Genomic DNA, 19,167 nt, shown 5'->3' on the forward strand with positions numbered 1-19,167 from the left:
TGTCCATGGACAATGCCGCTTTTCATAAACGCTGTGATATTCAAGCAATCATTGAAGAGCATGGGCATGAGATAGTTTGGTTACCCCCTTATAGTCCAGACTTAAATCCTATTGAAAAGATGTGGGCTTGGATTAAGCAAATACGCAAAGAATGGCGGATGGATTGTATTGATACTTTATGCTTTTATCTGCTTTGGATTGGGTTGGGCTTTAGATGATTGCACTATATTCTAGTAGCCTTTTACTATAGCCACATAACGCAAACTGTTACGGATTTGCTGAAGCACACACAGTTGTACCTCAGTATTGGGGAAGATAGCCTGTATCGCTTCAGGAAAACCTTTTAAGCCATCCACACAAGCCATGAGAATATCTTCCACGCCACGGTTATGTAAGTCCGTCAGTACAGAGAGCCAATCGTTTGCCCCTTCGGTTTCCGAGCAGTATAAGCCAATGAGTTCTTTTTTGCCTTCGGTGTTTAAAGCCTGTAGCGTGTAAAGCACTTTATTGACATAACCTCCTTCTTCTTTGACTTTGTAGGGAATGGCATTCAGCCAAACAAAGAGATAAACACTATCGGGTGTTCGAGATTGCCATGCTTTAAGCTGTGGTATGAGTTGATCGGTAATGCTGCTAATGGTGGCTTCAGAGACGTCCAATGAGTAAATCTCAGCGATGTGGTCTTTGATTGCCCTATATAGTGAAAGGCTACTAGAATAGTTACAGTATTAAGATAGATGAATAAAGTAAGCATATGTATTATTACTGGAATAGCAATCTAATTTCTGTGACTCTTTTATTAACCTTTAACTATTTATTTATGAAAATTATCTATTCTTGCTGTGCTAATTCTTCTATCTAGGCTAGATTTTGATAGTTTCTCTAGCTATATAAATTTAAAAAACCGTACATAATATGGTAGAATTTTATTCCTAATTGGTAGGTGTTTTTTATGTTAATGATTTATAGTAAGTTTTTAATCATATAAATTCTTTACTTTAAAAGTACGTTTTATTTTTCTGCATCTCCTACCATGCTCGTATAGTTTTATCAGCAGTAGCTATTTAAAGCGCTTATCTACTCTAGTGCTTGGCTATATCTATTTTTAATCACAATATATATGCGAAATTTTAATAATTTTTGATAACAGGAGCTTTCATGAACCAAACAGTTTCTTCTGATAAGCGCCAAAATGGACTTAATTCCACGGTGTTTTTTGGCGCAACTATCATAATAGTTGCAGTAACACTCTTTGCTTTCTTCAGTGAAGAACGTGCTTCTGAGCTATTTAATAACTTACAAAATCATATTATTGCTTATGCTGGCTGGTTTTATATTGCCGCAGTTGCCGTCTTCTTAATTGTCTCAATTTATCTAGCTTTATCACGCTATGGTAATATCAAGCTTGGACCTGACCACTCTTCACCAGATTACGATAACTTCAGCTGGTTTGCGATGTTATTTTCTGCTGGTATGGGCATTGGTTTAATGTTCTATGGTGTAGCTGAACCGGTTATGCACTTTCTCAATCCACCTAATATTGAAGGGAGAACGGTCGCTGCTGCACGCGATGCAATGAGCCTTACTTTCTTTCATTGGGGATTGCATGCGTGGGCAATTTATGCCGTTGTTGCTCTAATTTTAGCAGTATTTTCTTTTAGACATAATTTACCATTATCTATGCGCAGCGCACTTTATCCGCTTATTGGCGATAAAATTTACGGACCGATTGGTGATGCTGTTGATATCTTTGCGATAGTTGGGACACTTTTTGGTGTTGCTACTTCTCTTGGATTAGGGGTAAACCAAGTTAATGCCGGCTTATCTCACCTGATTCCTTCTATTCCACAAGACACAAATACGCAAATTATCCTTATCATTGCCATTACTTTTTGCGCTACCCTTTCTGTTGTTACCGGATTAGATAAAGGCATTAAATTCCTTTCTAACCTAAATATCTTATTTGCCATTTTACTTGTTGGTTTTGTGCTATTTAATGGCGCAACGGTTTATACCTTACAAGCTTTTATGCAAAATATTGGACAATATCTCTCAACCGTTGTCCGAAAAACTTTTAACTTATACGCTTATACTCCCGAAAGCGATGCCCAAAAATGGGTAGGTGGTTGGACACTGCTCTATTGGGGCTGGTGGGTATCATGGGCGCCTTTTGTAGGAATGTTTATTGCTCGGGTTTCTCGTGGTCGCACCATTCGTGAATTTATTACGGGCGTTTTACTGGTTCCAACAGGTTTCACCTTTATCTGGATGACAGTTTTTGGAAACAACGCGATTCACATGATTTTAGATCAAGGCATTACCATGCTAGGAGAAGCGGTTTCTACTGATGTTAGCACTGCTTTATTTGCCTTTTTAGAGCAGTTGCCAATGTCTTCTATTACTGCACCATTAGCCATGATTATGGTGGTTTTGTTCTTCGTAACTTCTGCGGATTCAGGGTCAATGGTTATTGATACACTGGCAAACAACGGCGCTGAAAAAACACCTGTTTGGAGCCGTGTGTATTGGGCAAGCCTAGAAGGAATTATTGCGGTTGTTCTATTATTTGCAGGTGGTCTAGGCGCATTACAAACCATGACGATTGCAAGCGCACTTCCTTTTGCAATTATTATGATGTTTGCACTTTACGGGCTATTTAAAGTATTAGCGTTAGACTTACAAAAGCAAGATGCGCTCGCTTTCAATGCTTACCTTCCACAAACAACTGCTGGAACCGATTGGCGCGAACGCCTCCGTACCATTACAGAATATCCAAATGAAGAAAAAGTACGACATTATATTGAAACAACCGTCCGTCCAACTTTGGAAGAAATCGCACAAGAAATGCGAAAAAATGATGCTGGAGAGGTCATAATTAGCCAGTTAGAAAATGGCGGCTTACGTTTTCATGTTGAGCATGGAAAAGCCCATGATTTTTACTATGATGTACTCAATGTTGAAATCACCGCTCCAGCTTTTGAAGAAGGACAACCAGAAACCTATGCAGGCGCTGAAGTACATCTCTTCGAAGGTGGACAAGGTTATGACATTATGGGTTGGTCAAAAGAAGCTATTATTAATGATCTTTTAAACCAATATCATAAACATATCCACTTTTTACACAATATTGCATAGCGTCGTAAAAGTTATTAAATAAACTTTTACCAATATAAAAGCCGCCTTTTGAGGGCGGCTTTTTAGCTTTAAATTGAGCAATGAGTTTATGAAAGCGCTTTCACTTCCCAAGGTAATCCATATTTTGCTAATACCTCTAAGAATGGATCAGGGTCGAATTGTTCCATATTAAATACCCCTTCACCGCGCCATTGATTTTCAAGTATCATTTTTGCGCCAACCATCGCAGGAACACCAGTGGTATAAGAAATTGCTTGTGAACCTACTTCTTGATAGCAGGCTTCATGGTCGCAAATATTATAGATATATACCGTTTTTTCCTGACCGTCTTTTAAGCCTTTTGCGACACAGCCGATACAGGTTTTGCCTTTGGTACGAGGACCAAGAGAAGCAGGATCAGGTAGAACCGCTTTTAAGAATTGAATAGGAATAATTTCTTTGCCTTCAAAAATTACTGGCTCAATTCCTGTCATTCCAACATTTTCCAACACTTTTAAGTGATTTAAATAATTATCAGAGAAAGTCATCCAAAAACGCGCTTTTTTAATCTCTGGAAAATGTTTCACTAAAGATTCTAGCTCTTCGTGATACATCATATAGATGTTTTTCTCGCCAATCCCAGCCGGAAAATCAAACACTTGTTTATTGGATAAAGCTGGTGTCGTTACCCACTTGCCATTTTCCCAATGTCGCGCATCAGCGGTTACTTCGCGAATATTGATTTCGGGATTAAAATTGGTTGCAAATGGCAAACCATGATCACCCGCATTAGCATCAATAATATCGAGTTCGTGAATTTCATCAAGCAAATGCTTTTTGATATAAGCCGTGAAAACATTGGTAACGCCAGGGTCGAATCCACTACCAAGCAATGCCATAATCCCTTTATCTTTGAAGCGATCTTGGTATGCCCATTGCCATTTATATTCAAATTTTGCTTCTTCTGGCGGCTCATAATTTGCTGTATCGAGATAATCCACGCCAGTCGCTAAACAAGCATCCATAATATGCAAATCTTGATACGGTAGTGCAATATTCATGACTAAATCAGGTTTAACCTTTTCAATCAATTCAATCATTTCACCGACATTATCGGCGTCTACTTCATAAGTTTTTACCTCAACGCCGTATTTTGCTTTTACTGCATCAGCAATCGCATTACATTTTTTAAGTGTACGACTTGCTAAAGTAATTTGCTGAAAAGTTTCTTTTGCTTCAGCACATTTGTGTACCACAACATTTGATACTCCACCTGCGCCAATAATTAAAACATGAGACATATCAGTTCCTCTTTTTCCAAAAAATTATTCAAGATGCGTGCGAATCTGTGCAACAATCTCTTCTGTTTGTCCTTTCAAAAGAGACAAAGGTAATTCCACACTTGCATCCATTTCAAAATTACGTGGTATTGGTTCACCTAAAACAGGCTCTGAAGAAAATTGCGCACCGCCAGAATATCGCAAAATTACACGTTCTTCTTCAAAAACACTTTCCATCACACTTTCCCAAAATAAAAATCCTTGTTCCTCGCCAAAAGCCCATTCTATCCCACGCTCACTCAAGACTAAACCTTTTGCATGCGGAGAAAAAAGTGCAAGTGTCGCTTTTACTAAGGGAAACAAAAACAAAAAAACTATCACCGAATAAAACACACTCACAGGCGTCAAATGCGGTTTCACCCAAAGCCGTATCCAAATAAAAATAAATAAAAACAAGAAGAAAATGAGGCTTTGAAACAAAATACGCCATCTTGCCTGTGGTTTTAAATGATAGACTTTTCTCACCTAAAACTTTCCTCCGCTACATTAAAGCGAGATTTACATTCTAACCAACCCCCTATCTCATACCAAATCGCTTTCCTTACCAGTCGGCAAAAATATGACGTGTCGCAGAGAATGCCCAAGCCGTTGATAACGGCCAAAACCACAACAAAGCCAAAATAAATACCACCATGCCAACTAAAGAGGATAACGTCGCAAATGCACCAATAACCATCAATCCAGCACTAATGAGCATAACGCAATAAACGCTTAATACCGTTAACGGCAGAAAATTATTTAGCGTCCCATACCATTGCAACTTAAACGCTTGTGGAAACGGTAATTGCGAAAAATCTGTCATTAAAGGCACTAATGCCCAACTCAATAAAATAACGACACTCTGCATACCTACGGCATATACCGTATAAGCCAATAAAATGGTTTGATTGACAATGACTTGGTTATTTTCGGTAATCTCTATGACGGGTGTGGGGAAAAGTTGCCACTCTAAAATCTTAAATCCTAACTGCATTAACAATAAAAACCCAACTAAATGCCAAAATGCTGTAAAACGCCATGTTTTCGTTAATTGCCAAAAAACTTGCATAGTTGGCTTTTTCCCGATTGCTAACTGTTGGCAAAGTCTTAACAAACCATTTTGTGCCAAAATACTAGCGATAATAATGCCAAGCATCTGAGCTGCCATTGCCAAAACTTTTCCGCCCGGTAAAAAAACAAACAATGCTGCTAAGATTTCTCCGGCTAATAAACCGGCTAACATCACTAACATAACGCATAAAGAAGCCCCCGACCATAAGCCTGGCGCTACGCGTAACATCTTCAACCCATCTTTAAACCATACACCAGCGTCTTTTGAAGAACACTTTTCAGGACTAGATAACAATACTATTTTTTCGTTCACATCATATCCTTTATATAAAATCTTCTCTTGAGCCGACAAGCCACAAAAAGATTCGGTAGAATAGCACTTTTTACGCGCTATCGCCCAATGTTACACCGCATTCTACTGTTATTATTCTGCTTAATCAGCCAAAATTTATTCGCTCAGCCAGCATTACCCCCACTCTCATCCGAAATTATTGAGATTAATATCAATAAATTAAGAGAAGATAACAGTCGACGTAGTCAAAGTATTCATACCCTACAAGAGCAACTCTCTCATTCTTTACCAGCTGAGCGTAAAATCAAACAAGATGATTTAAGCGAAGTTCGTGTTGCGCTTGACCAAATCCAACAGTCCATTGATACCCTTTCAGGGCAAATTACTGACTCACAAAATCGATTAAGTAATACCCAAAATCAATGCGATGCCTTAAATGCGCGGCTACAAAAATTAGCCAATCCCATGGCAAACAATCCCCCTTCTGAACTAAACGATAGCGTTCATGAACAATTTTCACAGTGTCAAAAACAAGTCATCGCCTTAGGCACCCAACTCACCTTACAAAAAAGCGCATTACAGCTGATGCAAAAACAACAAAAATTGCGTGAAATTCAATATCAACGCTATAACGATCGATTTTTAGAAACCAGTGTCGAAACCGATAATACCGACGAAGATCTACAAGCACGATTAAAACAATTACAAAACGATCGAGAACGACTCAGTAACGAACTAAAAAAGCCTAATAAAGACCGCAGTGAACGCTTTAATCAAAACATCGCGCTTGCCATTGTTGGCAAACAAATCTTTATCACTACTTTGCATCAAGACTTTCAAACCATTGAACGTCGCCTGCAAGAATTACAGTTTGCCGATATTACCAGCGTTTCCTATGAACGTATCTTAGCCGTACAAGATGAAATTAGCGGATTTGAAGCTCGCCTGCTAACCATGAAAGAACAGCTAAACAGCAATATGGAATTTATCAGTCAACAATATGGCTTATATGCTCGTCAACAAGGAGACAAAATTCCTGTTAACATTCAAAATCGTTACAATATTTTACAAACCAGCGCAGGAAATTTCACTCAAAGCCTAAATAACGCCATGGAAGCTTTGACGCTTATGCATAAAAGCGTTGACGCACAATTTACCGCACTCTCTAAAAGCTATATACAAAAGCGATATAACTTTGGTGGTTCTTGGCAACGCCTTCCTAGCATCTTTGAGCGCCAACTATCTGCGCTATCAACCTTTATTGGACAATATAGCGTATCCTTCAAAGCTCTACAACAAGCGATCTTAAGCTTAAACTCCACGCGAATACTTTGGCTAATCGGTATTTCAATTACTGTTGCCCTCATTACCTTTTGGCTTGTCGGCTACGCTAGCAAGCTGGTTACAAAAACCTTAAATCGCAAACGACTTTCTTTCTCTACGCGATTGATTATTTTTCTCTTTGCAATGACCAAATACAACCTACCGTATATTGGTTTACTCATTTTGCTTGGGATTATCATTTACCTAACCAAGCTGCCCTCGCCCGGTGCCAATCTAATTTTACTCATTCCCATATTCATCCTTCTTATTAGCATTCCCCACTTTACCATTCACTTACTCAAGCATAGTCAACTACTAGATAGTGCAGATAACCGTAAACTTGCTCGCCCCGTAACCATTTCAGCCGCCATTGGCGGTATCTTATTAGCCTGTGTTTTTATGGCAGAATGGATTTTAACTGACCCTATCGTTATTGATGCTTTTCGTTGGTTATATGGTGTTTACATTCTAATCATTAGCTATCCGCTATGGCAAATGCTTCGTAAAATGCGGCTATTTCTAGATGAACACTACACCGACCACTATACCTACAGCATCTTACGAAGCATCATTGGGCTTATTCCGATTGGTTTTTTACTCTTTGGTGCGGCAAGTGTCTTGGGATATCTCAATTTTGCATGGCTTAGCGCGCGTTATCTGCTTACCACCTTGCTTTATACCTTAATATGGATCGGCTTTCTTGGACTCATCAAAGATCTTTCATTAACAGCTAAACGACTCGCTTTAACCCGTACAAACAATAGCGTCTTTTGGGCACAAGACGTTATCAACCCCATACATGCCATCTTACGCTATGGCAGCTTAATTGGGCTTATCTACGCGCTACTTTATACCTTTGAATGGAATGCCAATACCCCTATTATTGCAGAGCTTCTCAACCTGCTACACAAGCCCTTATTCGGCAGTAGTGCCAACGACAAACAATTCACTCTCATGAACCTATTACTCATGGGACTACTTATCTATATCGTCTTCCGCACAGGTATTTGGATTAAATCCCTTTGCTATCGTTGGATATATGCGAAAGTTGCAGATACTGGCGTTCGCAACTCACTCGCTGTTTTCAGCCAATATGCCGTCGTTACCTTTGGATTTCTATTTGCTCTACGCATTATTGGTATTGACCTTACCGCCTTTACCGTCTTTGCTGGGGCGCTCGGTGTGGGAATTGGTTTTGGTTTGCAAACCATTGCCAACAACTTCATCAGCGGTATCTTACTACTGATTGAAAGACCGCTTAGAAACGGCGATATCATAACTGCCGGCGGTTATGATGGTACCGTTGAGCGCATTGGTATGCGCACCCTAACCATGACCACCTTTAATAACGAAAGCATCATTTTGCCTAACTCCGACTTTGTTACCTCTGCTTTTCGCAACTGGTCGCATTCAGACCCCATTATTCGCGTCATCCTTTACTTTGATGTCATGGCACAATACGATCCACAACAAGTAGAAAGAGAGCTACTTGCAGGACTTAGACAACTTGTTGAAAAAGATATTATTTGCGACCAACCGCCAGATTTTATTCCCGGTGTCTTTGCTTGGAACTATAGCGAGCGTGGAATGACTTATCGCGTACAATACTACGTCAATCTCGACACGCATGACTATCTTGGCGCACGACATAAAGTCATCCGCACCCTATGGCAGACCTGTCGTGACCATGGAATTGAGATTGCTTATCCACGCACTAACCTTCACTTTCCAGATAGCTCGGAAGAATTTGGACAAATCGTACGCACATCTACCCATCAAAACCTTAAAAACATTCCTAACTTTTAACCACTGGAATCAATATGCCTAGCTACGGACTTACCAAAATCATTCTTCACGATAGCTTTATTCGTGGACGCCGTTGTGAACTTCACTGCGATGGACATACCAACTTACATGGAAAGACGCTACCGGTAAGACAAGCTTACTTAACCTCCAACCCATCTTCTACGGCAGATATCCTAACCTCATCATTCAGCGCGCAGACAGCAAAAACAGCTGCGTTATTCTCTATCACCATCCCACCTATCGTAAACACGTTTATCGCTTTATTCGCAACGATGCTCAGAGCGCGCTATTCTCCGAATCTGCCCCAATCCATGTTTGCGCAAAATACTCACTATCAGCTGGCGGAGCTGAAATTGCACGTGACTTCTCACTCTCACCGAGAGGTAATCTCATACAACATACCGGTGCGCTTATCAGTGTGATGTAGGGCAAAAGCAGTATGCTAAACGAACTCAAAAACACATTTATTGTTAAAGGCTAATAAAAGAGTTACAGAAATTAGATCGCTATTCCAATAATTAGTACATGTGCTTACTTTATTCATCTATCTTATAATACTGTAACGATTCTAGTAGCCTTTCACTATAGCTCAAAGCTACCGACGGTGGATTTAACGGTCTTTTTACTATAGCCGTTACGGCGGTTATTAGTGAGCTTTTGCTCTAGGTAGCTATCTATTTCGGCTGATAAAGCAGCTTCAGTTAGCTGTTTGATTAGTGGGTAAGCACTCCGTCAGTACCTGTGGTAGGTAAGAGAAGTAGCACGTTGAATTATGTTTGTAAGGAGGTATTTAAGATGTTTTGTAAGAAAAGAAAATTTTTTATGACAGCGCTGACATAACAAAAAAGTCAAATGCTTGACAAAGAATTTGCGAGTTATGACGCTATTTTGCTTGCTTGCTTGCTTGCTTGCTTGCTTCATTGGATTCATTCGTGACCTAAAAAGGGAATTCTTAAAAAACGATGTAATTTTTGAATAAAGTTCATTTTTTAGCAAGCGTTTTTTATTGTTAAGTACAGGTGATTTTCTAGAAAATCTTAAGAGGCGCGGCGATGCCGCGCCGCATTCTTTAGACGCCAAGGACGCTTGGCAGGGCGGCAAGTGCCGCGCCAAGACCCTGCGGGTTTTTGCCGCCAGCTTGGGCAAAATCAGGACGGCCGCCGCCTTTACCGCCGATGTGCTCGGCGAGGGCTTTGACGATGTTGCCCGCGTGCAGACCGTCGGCGTTTTTCCGTACGCTGACAACGAGGCGCGCGGTGTCGCCGTCGGCGCTGCCAAGTACGACGAGGTCGGCTTGGTGTTTGTCGCGCAGCTGGTCGGCCAAATCGCGCAGCATGGCGTTATCCAGTCCGTCTTTTTGCAGCGCGATGACGCGGTGTTTGCCGAGGGTTTGTACCTCTGCTTCAGCAGCGTTGCCGCCTGTCGCAAGTTGGCGTTTGAGGTCGCGGATGGTTTTTTCTTGCGCTTTGAGCTGCTGCAACAAAGCATCAACGCGTTCTACAAGGTTATTCTTCCCTGTTTTTAGTTGATTGGCGAGCGCGCTTAAGTCTTCACTGAGATTTTCCATATACGCTAACGCTGCCATACCCGCTGTCGCTTCAATTCGGCGAATACCAGCGGCAACGCTGCTTTGTTCATAAATTTTCACTAAACCAATATCACCTGTCCGCGAAACATGTGTGCCGCCGCAAAGCTCTACGGAGTAGTCGTTTTCGCCCATGCTAACCACGCGCACGATATCGCCGTATTTCTCGCCAAATAGCGCCATTGCGCCTTTTTCTTTTGCCGCATCAATGGGCATTTCTTCAATAGTCACTGGCAGATTGGCTAATACTTGTGCATTCACATGCTGTTCAATATCGCGCAGTTGTTCATCGGTAATTGGTGCGTCATGAGAGAAGTCAAAGCGCGTTACATTGGCATCAACCAGCGAGCCTTTTTGTTGGACGTGGTCGCCAAGGACGTCGCGCAGGGCTTTGTGCAGCAGGTGGGTGGCGCTGTGATGACGGCGAACATGCGCACGATGGTCGCTGTCAATTTGCGCAATGACTTTATCGCCTTTTTTGAGCGTACCATCGGTCAATTTCCCAAAGTGTAGCCATGTGTCGCCTTGTTTTTGCGTGTCACCGATATAAAACGCGCCACCGTCCCATTCTAATAATCCCATATCGCCGACTTGACCGCCGCTTTCGGCATAAAACGGAGTTTTATCAAGCACAATCACCGCGTTATCGCCTTCTTCTAAATCGTCGACCGCCTGTCCGTCAACAAAAATCGCTTGCACCACCGCATCCGCGCGCTCTTCGGTATAACCGACAAATTGCGTTTTACCGCTGACGTCAAACGCGGCATCGGCTTTGAATTTGCCCGCAGCTTTGGCGCGCTCGCGCTGCTGCTGCATGGCGGCTTCGTAGCCCGCCATGTCGAGGGTGAGGCCGCGTTCGCGCGCGATGTCGTTGGTCAAATCGACAGGAAAACCGAAAGTATCATAGAGACGGAAGACGGTTTCCCCCGCGATTTGCGTACCTTGCAAGTCTGCTAAGTCCTTTTCCAGCACCGCCATGCCAGCATCTAAAGTTTGCGCAAAGCGTTCTTCTTCTTTGCGCACCGCATCGGTGATGCGCGCCTGCGCTTCGATGATTTCGGGATAAGCCGCGCCCATTTCGTCCACCACGGCGGCGACGAGTTGATAGAAAAACGGCTGACTTTGCCCGAGCTTATGCCCGTGGCGCATGGCGCGGCGCATGATGCGGCGCAGCACATAGCCGCGCCCCTCATTCCCAGGCAGCACGCCATCGACCATCAAAAACACAGTAGCGCGAATGTGGTCGGCAATCACTTTTAACGACGCCTGCCCCTCATTTTTCACGCCCACGGCCTTCGCTGCTGCGGCAATCAAATTGACAAACAAATCAATCTCATAATTGGAATGCACGCCCTGCATCACCGCCGCCATACGCTCCAAGCCCATACCCGTATCAATTGAGGCTTAGGCAGCGGCTTCATATTGCCCGCCGCATCGCGCTCGAACTGCATGAACACGATGTTCCAAATCTCAATAAAACGGTCGCCATCTTCCTCGGCGCTGCCAGGAGGACCGCCCCAGACTTCCGCACCGTGGTCATAAAAAATCTCGCTGCACGGTCCGCAGGGGCCCGTATCGCCCATCGCCCAGAAATTATCGGATTCGTATTTCGCCTTACCGGGCTTATCGCCGATACGGATGATTTTTTCCTCGGGCAAACCAATCACATCGCGCCAGATGCCATAGGCCTCATCGTCCTCGTGATACACCGTTACCAGCAGTTTTTCCGCTGGAATCTGAAACACTTGAGTGAGCAAATTCCACGCAAAAGGAATTGCGTCTTTCTTGAAATAATCGCCAAAAGAGAAATTGCCCATCATCTCGAAAAACGTGTGATGACGCGCCGTGTATCCCACGTTTTCCAAATCATTGTGTTTACCGCCTGCGCGCACGCAGCGCTGCGCCGTGGTCGCGCGCTGATAATCGCGCGTCTCCTGACCAATAAAGATATCCTTGAACGGCACCATGCCCGCGTTGGTGAACAGCAACGTGGGGTCGTTGCCTGGCACCAGCGACGCCGAATGCACGATGCGATGGCCGTGTTCGGCAAAATAATTGAGAAAAGCGCTGCGAATGTTATTGGTTGTCCAAAAATGTGTGGTCATAAACCTATCCGAAAAAGAAAAATAAAAGAACTATTATAGCGAGATTTAGCTTAATTTAGGGGGAGGAATATTAACACTATAGATACTGTGTTTTAAAGCAAGCAGTAAAAAACAATAATTTTTTATCTGTTTGATTTTAAATATTATTATTTTTAAGAAATTGAATTTTACTTGGGTCAAAATAAGTATCGTGTTTTATAATATGATAAGCATAAATGACTAATTTACGCATCATCATAACGTATATTTGTTTAGGGTGTTTTCCTTTCGACAGGTGATATTCAAACCACGGCTTAAACAATTTTGACCTTTTACACGCTGCTAGTGCTGGTAAATATAGACTTTTTCGAATAAATTTATCGCCCATCTTAGATATTCGGCTTTTGCCCCGTACACTGTTCCCAGATTCAACAATAATTGGCGATAAACCAAGGTAGCTCACAAGATGATTATAGCTGGGGAACCGCTCAATTTCACATAATACCGATAAAAGCACATTAGCTGTTTTTTTACCAATACCTATAATTGTAGTAAGTTGCTTTTGTTGATACTTAAGCTCTGCAGATTGACTGATATAATTTTGCAATTGTTGTTCTATTCGGTCAATCTCTTGGTTTAATGAGTTTAATATGATGTCGATAGATTCAGATACGCAAGTTTCAGCAACTTTTTGGCGGTTGAGTTCCATAGTGCGCAGTTTTGTCAATTGTTCTAGTCGTCTTGTTAAGTTTTTGAGCATTTGCGCTTGCTCTTTTGGCGGTTGCCATGGTTCAGGCTGGTTAATTTTGCAATATTGCACAATCAATCTAGCATCTTGCTTATCTGTTTTTGTACGACTTAGAGTTAATCGAGCATAAGATTTTATGCTGTATGCGTTAACAACGCTGATAGTAATATTCGCTTTGTATAAAGCATTAGCTATCGCGTAATAATAGATGCCTGTGTATTCACAACACACATGGATTTTATCATCCAGATTCTCCAACCTTTCTATCAATTCATCATACCCCGCTGGGTTATTGTCAAGCTGATAGCTTTTAATGTTATCACCATTAAGTTCGCAAACGTCTATGGTGTATTTTGAGATGTCCAAGCCAACGTAAATCATGAAGGTAACCTTATAAATGCGGCGTCTTGCGCCAAGATACTGTAGGGATTTAAAATACCTGCATCATCCAATCTATAGTTCGAAGTCATGCTTCATGCCAAACGAGATTGATGCAGGCAAAAAGTATTACAAAAGTTCCGCAATTTTTACGAAATTTTGCAAGCAAAACTCCGTAAAAACTGCGGGCTATTATGATATGCGTTGAATCAAGGCTTGATAGACATCTTGATAAATTTGAGTACCGCTGGTTGCTATTGCCAAATAATCAACATCAGCACTAGTTAAAGCTATTTTTTTTATATTATCACGATGTTCTGCATTTTTAGAGTAATGCCCAGAACCATGAATTTCAATTACCATGATAGGAATAAAATTCTGATCGGTTAGCAAAAAATCAACCCGTTTTGACATAATATCAAGATATAATTTCTTGTGGCTGTGGGTCAGAATCTCACCAAGTGAGACTTGGGCAAAAACCCGTAAATTTTTATCTGAAACTGCAGTTGTAATTGCTTTATAAGCAACTTGTTCCGTTTGGTTTAGCAAAGCTTGTTTTTTATAGCCGCCAACTTCAACTCTCTGTTTTTGATTATCATAATAATCACTGCGATTATATCGTTTATGTTGCTTTTGCTTAGCAAATAAAACGAATATAAATCCTGCAATCAAAATAAGACTGATAGTAATCAATAAATCCATAATTAATACTGACTCTTTCTTGAAGGTGAAACTGAAATAGAACGTGGCAACGGATTGCTAAGTACCGATAGGCACTGGGCATGTTGCATATGTAATGTAACACCATTTTCACCAAAACACATACATCTATTAGTTTTACGGTTAGCAGCACAGCCCATGACTGGTATGGTTTCTAGTATATTCGCCCAGTTATAAGGCGAGTCTGGTATGTCTTTGTTTTCTTGTATGCTATCAATTGTTGAGATTTCTTTAGGCTGGTTATCAGTTATTCCAGTTGTATCTGGTATATCTGGAGAGAACATTGAAAACTGACTGAAACGATAACCAAGATACAAAATGGCAGGTATAAGAAAGTACAGCAGGATCTTAAGTTTTGCAGGCATGCTGAATTTGTGAGTGTGAATAGTCGCGCTTTTGTAGTAGTCAAAATATTGTTTAGGGAATTTCCACATCACACTATCTGCACGTTGTTGTTCTTTACGATCATTTGGGTTATCGCAGACATGAGACCATTCATAGCGCATTGCACCTTGTATGCCACGCGCACGGTAGAAGTGAACGTGTTGCCCTGTGAGCTTGCGGATATGATGATGCACAAAGGTTGGTGCTTGAGTGATAAATATGAGGTCGTGTCCCGTATGTCTATGGGTTTCCATAGCAGTTAGTCGCTCGTCTTCAACTAAACCACGTTTTGCATTAGCTGGGTAAAGATGTGGCTGTTGGCATTCGTCATAGATGATAAGGCTGCCATCGGGTGTATCGCGCCAATCAGCTGGTGCATCAAAAATGATGCTAGGGTTGTCAAACATATCGGGTTTTAAACCGTCAATATTTTGGTATACCGCACGACCTGCTTTATTAGCAGCATCAATTATGCCGATTGCGTAAAGTGTTTTTCCTGAACCAGGAACAGCCGTAATAAGTGTAATCATTTAATCACCGAAATAAAAGCTTTAGCCGCTAAAAAAGCACTGCGTGTTGCAATGGCTGATGCAATAATCGTTAATGCTTGCCCAACACCAGCCAATGAGAGTAAAGAAAGTACAGTAGCTGGAAGTTGTCCTAATGTCGGGACAAGTTGTTCAAGCAGAGCATCTACTGCAGTAGAAATAGCAGCATAAGTACCAACTGCTAAACCAAAGGCAGCAAATAGTTTTGTTACAAATGAACTTAATGCCCAAATAATCACTCCAGATAATAATTTACCCACGGCGAACCACCCCTAAAAGAATGTAAGCTGCAAATAAAGTTGCGCCTGCAATGACGAGATAACGCAACTTTGAAGCAAAATCACAAAAAGGATCAAATGATAAATTTAATGTGCCTGCTAAAGTGGTATTCAACGATATTGGCGCAGGACATTGACCGTTACCAATATTAATTGGGTAGTGTCTATTAAAATCTTCAGAAACAGGCTTTAGATTAGATAAATCTGGTTCAGGCGGTAAGCGGTCATCACGTAGCCACTCATCACGAGCTTTATCACGCTCAAGCTGTTCTTTTTGGGTTGCGCAAAGAGTTGGCACAAGTGCGCAATCTGTAACTTGTTCTTGCTGTTGAGCTTGTGTCTGTGCTGCTTGTTCTGGCAGCGATGTTGACGCGGTTGCATCTGTAGTTGTCGTTACGGTTTCATTGGCTGTCATCTGCCCGTTTTCAAACGTTTTTGTTGTTGTTTGCGTTGTTGTAACAAGCGCGGGGTCTGTGTTCGGATTTGCCACTGTTGCAGTATCTCGGCGTGTTGTTTCTTTCACTGTGCCATCTGGCATGGTTGTGATTTCATTTGGAAATTCAATTATTTGAGGCTCAACCTCGATTATTGTGTCTCCAGAAGGCACATAGGGATAAACTTTTTTAACTTCTTTTTCTGGAACATTTGGCGGTGGAGACCATGAATTAAGTGCTGGGGAATTAAACAAATCATTAATATCTGCATCTGTAACAGGTCTTTTTTCTTGAGAAACACAACCAAGTCCTGTTAAAACCGCACCTGTTGGACATTCGCTGACATTGTATAGTAACCAAGATCCATTTTGATTTTTTCCACGAATAATAATATCTTTTTGATTTTGTGCTAAATAAGATGCACAAGGAGCATAGTATTCTCGACTACATTCTGGAATATCACTAATGTAATCCTTAACAGTATTATAGCTTTTACCAAGTCCATTTGGATGTGTATTCCAGCCTTTTTCTATTGGTTGCTCCACACTTAAATCTAAAATATAAGCATCGTCATTTTCAAAAAACCAACCCTCTCTTTCTGCAAATTCTGACAATCCCCAAACAATAATCGTTGTATAAATATTTGCACGTCCTATTGGGCTTTTTAAAAAGCCTTTAATGCCTTTCATCAACCCTGGTTTTGGTGTCCGCGCAGTAACGCGAGGATTAAAATGCGGATCATTTGCAGCGGACGAAAATTTACGCATAGGCTGGTTATATGTAGCTGTTAACCCAGCAGAACCCGTTGAATAACCAACGTTGGTCGGTCTGCCCATTGTGCCTCCTCGCATGCCACCCATAACCATTGCTGTACCATTATTGACTGGTACTGCTTGGGCATAAACATTTTGACTTAGCGCGGCAGCAAAAAAAATGGCAATACAAAGCCAACGTATATTAGATATAACCATTCGTAGTAGCTCATAACACTTTACAGAGTAAAAGAGCGAGTCGCCCCGCTCTAGATTTATTTTAGAAGAACTGTGCTTTAAGCCAGCGGAAACCCATTGCAGTAACTGCTAACACAACAATAGCAGCGCCTACAGTGGTGATATCCTCCTTGGTACTGTCAATTGTTTGCTGTACTTCTGGCGGAAGTGCAGCAGCTGCATAACCTGCATATAATGCAGGGACGATAAGAAGTTTTTTCATAACTTTATCTCCGATTAAGAATAAACATAGCGAGTTCACGAAAGCCCCAAGCTGTTACTGTACATAACAGAAAGAGACCACCGATTTTCAATCCCTCACCTTGTTTCTAGTTGAGGGAGTATTGAAAATTCTTGCCATTTCTGGCAGGTGTTGTTTACCAGTTCAACACAGACATACATTTAATAACCCCAACTTAAACAACTATTAAATATTGAAAGTTGTTGCCAAAAGGTTTCTATTACAACTGATGAAAGACTTAGATTAGAGATGTGCGGATTTTGTATTAGACATAATCCAATTAAATCAGGCATGTTTTTCTCCTATCAATATTTGAGGAATAATTGAAATATGTTCTAAATCACTCTCAATAATTCGCGCATGGTTAATAGCATCATTTACAGTGCTGAATTGATAGGCTTTAGTGAGGTCATAAGTGAAGCTGGCTTCTCCATTAACTGCGGATAAAAATTCCCCTGTTTCTAGGCTTTGAACAATATAAATGATGCGGAACATGGGTTACTCCTATTTCGTAATAGGGCGAACAGATTTTAGGCTCATGTTGATGCGTCCGCTTCGGGTTTCTAGTTCGTAGTCAAGTTCTACAGTCACGGGGAATTGAAGCGTTTTAAATTGATGATAGTTGGCGCTTGTACCGTATTGAATTTCGGTTACGTTGTAACCGCATTCACGGTCTGAATCACTTGGTACGGGCATAAGTAAGCGTAATTTGCAGCTATCATAGTGATTGCCGTCTACGTCGCCTTTAAATTGTTTGACGCCGATGAGTTGGGCTTTTTGGGTTGTGTTCATAGGTTTCTCCTAGTTAAATTGGGTTAGGGTTGGGAATGAGTTTGTGATGTATCCAATCAATATTTAAATGTGCTGCAAAATATTGACCGGGGTGCGTACCTTTAGGCAGTTTGACGTTTGGATCAAAGAGAGAGATGATTTCATCATTGTCTTTGCCAAATTCTTTAAGCATGGCAACAGCTTTTGAACCTTGTATGCGTAGGTATTTAATGCTGTGTTCGATACAGCGTTGAATGATGCGTTCTTTGACGATGATGTTTTTCGGGGTGTCGCTGGAAAAAAGTTTTTCAAAGGCGGGATAACTGGCGCATAGATAATCACCTGCGTGTATTACGATGTCTTTCGGGATAATGATGTCGCGACTGCGCAATTCGAGTTCACAGCGGACCCAAGGACTATCTTGCATCTTGAGCTGTTTGCCTTTTTCATAGAAGCGGAGCAAGCGTGAGCTTTGCCGAGTACCGATATAAAGGGTTCGTCCATTGCTGGTGTCGTTAAACCAGTCATCACCCTCTTTGCGGATTTTGGGACGCGTGAAAGCAGTAGTAAATCCACCTGCATAGTAGGCTTTTAAAGCATCATCAACGGTGTATTTTCCGCCTAAAAAGTCATGGGCTATGTCAACGCGGGTATAGCGGAAGCCATACATTTCAGGCAAGGTGCTGAATGCATGCAGACGATGTTCCCAGCCATCATCAGCAGCACCTAAGCCAAAGGCTGTTAATTCAATGCAGATGGTGTTTGCATTGCTTTTATTGATGCCACCTCCTATACAGACGTAACCATAGCAGGTTTCATGGTCTCCAAGGTTAAAAGATTCACTGTAAAAATTAGCCGACTTTTCACGGTTGTGGGATGCGCCAAAACCAAAGATTTCATATAGGTAGGGGTTGAGGACGTTGATATAGTCTTCACTGGTTTCAAATTCGTTTGATGAACGGTTAGAGAGTTCACAAAGGCTGTCTTTGTCAAAGACAAAGGTTAATTGGTCAATGAAGGCTTTTTGTCCATCTGTTGGTTGGCGGAATAACTGTTCAACCAGTTTGCCGTTACGAATTACC

The 19,167-nt window shown here is 41.5% G+C and carries 16 protein-coding genes and 3 pseudogenes; 4 read left to right on the plus strand and 15 right to left on the minus strand.

What is annotated here, in order from left to right; genetic code table 11:
* A partial coding sequence (locus A5N85_RS12140) for a transposase (RefSeq protein ID WP_249023976.1) occupies positions 1-218 on the plus strand: 218 nt, incomplete at its 5' end.
* 30 nt (positions 219-248) lie between these two features.
* Here A5N85_RS12140 and A5N85_RS12145 read toward each other — a convergent pair.
* Positions 249-698 (minus strand): annotated as a pseudogene (locus A5N85_RS12145) (IS256 family transposase); the annotation flags it as partial.
* Positions 699-1,158: 460 nt separating this feature from the next.
* Here A5N85_RS12145 and A5N85_RS12150 point away from each other — a divergent pair.
* Positions 1,159-3,135, plus strand: a complete 1,977-nt coding sequence (locus A5N85_RS12150) for a BCCT family transporter (protein WP_072577452.1) — start codon at positions 1,159-1,161, stop codon at positions 3,133-3,135.
* An 86-nt stretch (positions 3,136-3,221) separates the two neighbouring features.
* Here the strand turns inward: A5N85_RS12150 and A5N85_RS12155 are convergent, their stop codons facing one another.
* The 3 genes from A5N85_RS12155 to A5N85_RS12165 all read right to left on the minus strand — a co-directional run bounded on the left by A5N85_RS12155 (position 3,222) and on the right by A5N85_RS12165 (position 5,817).
* Positions 3,222-4,415, minus strand: coding sequence for a saccharopine dehydrogenase family protein (locus tag A5N85_RS12155; protein WP_072577453.1), 1,194 nt, complete (start codon positions 4,413-4,415; stop codon positions 3,222-3,224).
* Between the two features lie 24 nt (positions 4,416-4,439).
* On the minus strand, positions 4,440-4,919 hold the full coding sequence (locus tag A5N85_RS12160; RefSeq protein WP_072577454.1) for a hypothetical protein: 480 nt from the start codon (positions 4,917-4,919) through the stop codon (positions 4,440-4,442).
* Positions 4,920-4,995: 76 nt separating this feature from the next.
* Complete coding sequence (locus A5N85_RS12165; RefSeq protein WP_072577455.1) at positions 4,996-5,817, minus strand: hypothetical protein; 822 nt, start codon at positions 5,815-5,817, stop codon at positions 4,996-4,998.
* A gap of 27 nt (positions 5,818-5,844) precedes the next feature.
* Here A5N85_RS12165 and A5N85_RS12170 point away from each other — a divergent pair, with 27 nt between their 5' ends.
* Both A5N85_RS12170 and A5N85_RS15250 read left to right on the plus strand, forming a co-directional pair.
* Positions 5,845-8,925 carry a mechanosensitive ion channel domain-containing protein gene (locus A5N85_RS12170; RefSeq protein WP_143143282.1) on the plus strand — a complete coding sequence of 1,027 codons (3,081 nt, stop codon included), beginning with the start codon at positions 5,845-5,847 and terminating at the stop codon, positions 8,923-8,925.
* Positions 8,926-8,939: 14 nt separating this feature from the next.
* Positions 8,940-9,347 carry a hypothetical protein gene (locus tag A5N85_RS15250; RefSeq protein WP_143143283.1) on the plus strand — a complete coding sequence of 136 codons (408 nt, stop codon included), beginning with the start codon at positions 8,940-8,942 and terminating at the stop codon, positions 9,345-9,347.
* A gap of 163 nt (positions 9,348-9,510) precedes the next feature.
* Here A5N85_RS15250 and A5N85_RS16720 read toward each other — a convergent pair.
* From A5N85_RS16720 to A5N85_RS12225, 11 genes and pseudogenes are all read right to left on the minus strand, one after another.
* Positions 9,511-9,689, minus strand: a pseudogene (locus A5N85_RS16720) (IS256 family transposase); the annotation flags it as partial.
* A 305-nt stretch (positions 9,690-9,994) separates the two neighbouring features.
* Positions 9,995-12,615 (minus strand): annotated as a pseudogene (gene alaS / locus A5N85_RS12180) (alanine--tRNA ligase).
* A gap of 136 nt (positions 12,616-12,751) precedes the next feature.
* Complete coding sequence (locus A5N85_RS12185; protein WP_072577457.1) at positions 12,752-13,723, minus strand: IS110 family RNA-guided transposase; 972 nt, start codon at positions 13,721-13,723, stop codon at positions 12,752-12,754.
* A 189-nt stretch (positions 13,724-13,912) separates the two neighbouring features.
* A complete protein-coding gene (locus A5N85_RS12190; RefSeq protein ID WP_072577458.1) occupies positions 13,913-14,422 on the minus strand; it encodes a DUF2726 domain-containing protein in 510 nt (169 codons plus the stop codon).
* Between the two features lie 2 nt (positions 14,423-14,424).
* Positions 14,425-15,354, minus strand: coding sequence for a zonular occludens toxin domain-containing protein (locus A5N85_RS12195; protein WP_072577459.1), 930 nt, complete (start codon positions 15,352-15,354; stop codon positions 14,425-14,427).
* Complete coding sequence (locus tag A5N85_RS12200) at positions 15,351-15,632, minus strand: DUF2523 family protein (protein WP_072577460.1); 282 nt, start codon at positions 15,630-15,632, stop codon at positions 15,351-15,353. The genes A5N85_RS12195 and A5N85_RS12200 overlap by 4 nt, the downstream gene beginning before the upstream one ends.
* Positions 15,625-17,055 (minus strand): virulence factor TspB C-terminal domain-related protein, encoded by a 1,431-nt coding sequence (locus A5N85_RS12205; RefSeq protein ID WP_072577461.1) that lies wholly within the window; start codon positions 17,053-17,055, stop codon positions 15,625-15,627. The genes A5N85_RS12200 and A5N85_RS12205 overlap by 8 nt, the downstream gene beginning before the upstream one ends.
* A gap of 61 nt (positions 17,056-17,116) precedes the next feature.
* On the minus strand, positions 17,117-17,335 hold the full coding sequence (locus A5N85_RS12210) for a major capsid protein (protein ID WP_211268202.1): 219 nt from the start codon (positions 17,333-17,335) through the stop codon (positions 17,117-17,119).
* A gap of 264 nt (positions 17,336-17,599) precedes the next feature.
* Positions 17,600-17,809, minus strand: a complete 210-nt coding sequence (locus A5N85_RS12215; RefSeq protein ID WP_072577463.1) for a hypothetical protein — start codon at positions 17,807-17,809, stop codon at positions 17,600-17,602.
* Positions 17,810-17,818: 9 nt separating this feature from the next.
* Positions 17,819-18,106: a hypothetical protein gene (locus tag A5N85_RS12220; protein WP_072577464.1), complete on the minus strand. Its 288-nt coding sequence runs from the start codon at positions 18,104-18,106 to the stop codon at positions 17,819-17,821.
* Positions 18,107-18,119: 13 nt separating this feature from the next.
* A partial coding sequence (locus A5N85_RS12225) for a replication initiation factor domain-containing protein (protein ID WP_072577465.1) occupies positions 18,120-19,167 on the minus strand: 1,048 nt, incomplete at its 5' end.

The sequence above is a fragment of the Suttonella ornithocola genome, assembly GCF_001889065.1.
Taxonomy (GTDB): domain Bacteria; phylum Pseudomonadota; class Gammaproteobacteria; order Cardiobacteriales; family Cardiobacteriaceae; genus Suttonella_A; species Suttonella_A ornithocola.

Excerpts from the sequence above, each read along its gene's own strand:
- A5N85_RS12215 (WP_072577463.1), bottom strand. The coding sequence starts at position 17,809 with ATGTTCCGCATCATTTATATTGTTCAAAGCCTAGAAACAGGGGAATTT.
- A5N85_RS12205 (WP_072577461.1), bottom strand. The coding sequence starts at position 17,055 with ATGGTTATATCTAATATACGTTGGCTTTGTATTGCCATTTTTTTTGCT.
- A5N85_RS12150 (WP_072577452.1), top strand. The coding sequence starts at position 1,159 with ATGAACCAAACAGTTTCTTCTGATAAGCGCCAAAATGGACTTAATTCC.
- A5N85_RS12185 (WP_072577457.1), bottom strand. The coding sequence starts at position 13,723 with ATGATTTACGTTGGCTTGGACATCTCAAAATACACCATAGACGTTTGC.
- A5N85_RS15250 (WP_143143283.1), top strand. The coding sequence starts at position 8,940 with ATGCCTAGCTACGGACTTACCAAAATCATTCTTCACGATAGCTTTATT.
- A5N85_RS12190 (WP_072577458.1), bottom strand. The coding sequence starts at position 14,422 with ATGGATTTATTGATTACTATCAGTCTTATTTTGATTGCAGGATTTATA.
- A5N85_RS12195 (WP_072577459.1), bottom strand. The coding sequence starts at position 15,354 with ATGATTACACTTATTACGGCTGTTCCTGGTTCAGGAAAAACACTTTAC.
- A5N85_RS12155 (WP_072577453.1), bottom strand. The coding sequence starts at position 4,415 with ATGTCTCATGTTTTAATTATTGGCGCAGGTGGAGTATCAAATGTTGTG.
- A5N85_RS12220 (WP_072577464.1), bottom strand. The coding sequence starts at position 18,106 with ATGAACACAACCCAAAAAGCCCAACTCATCGGCGTCAAACAATTTAAA.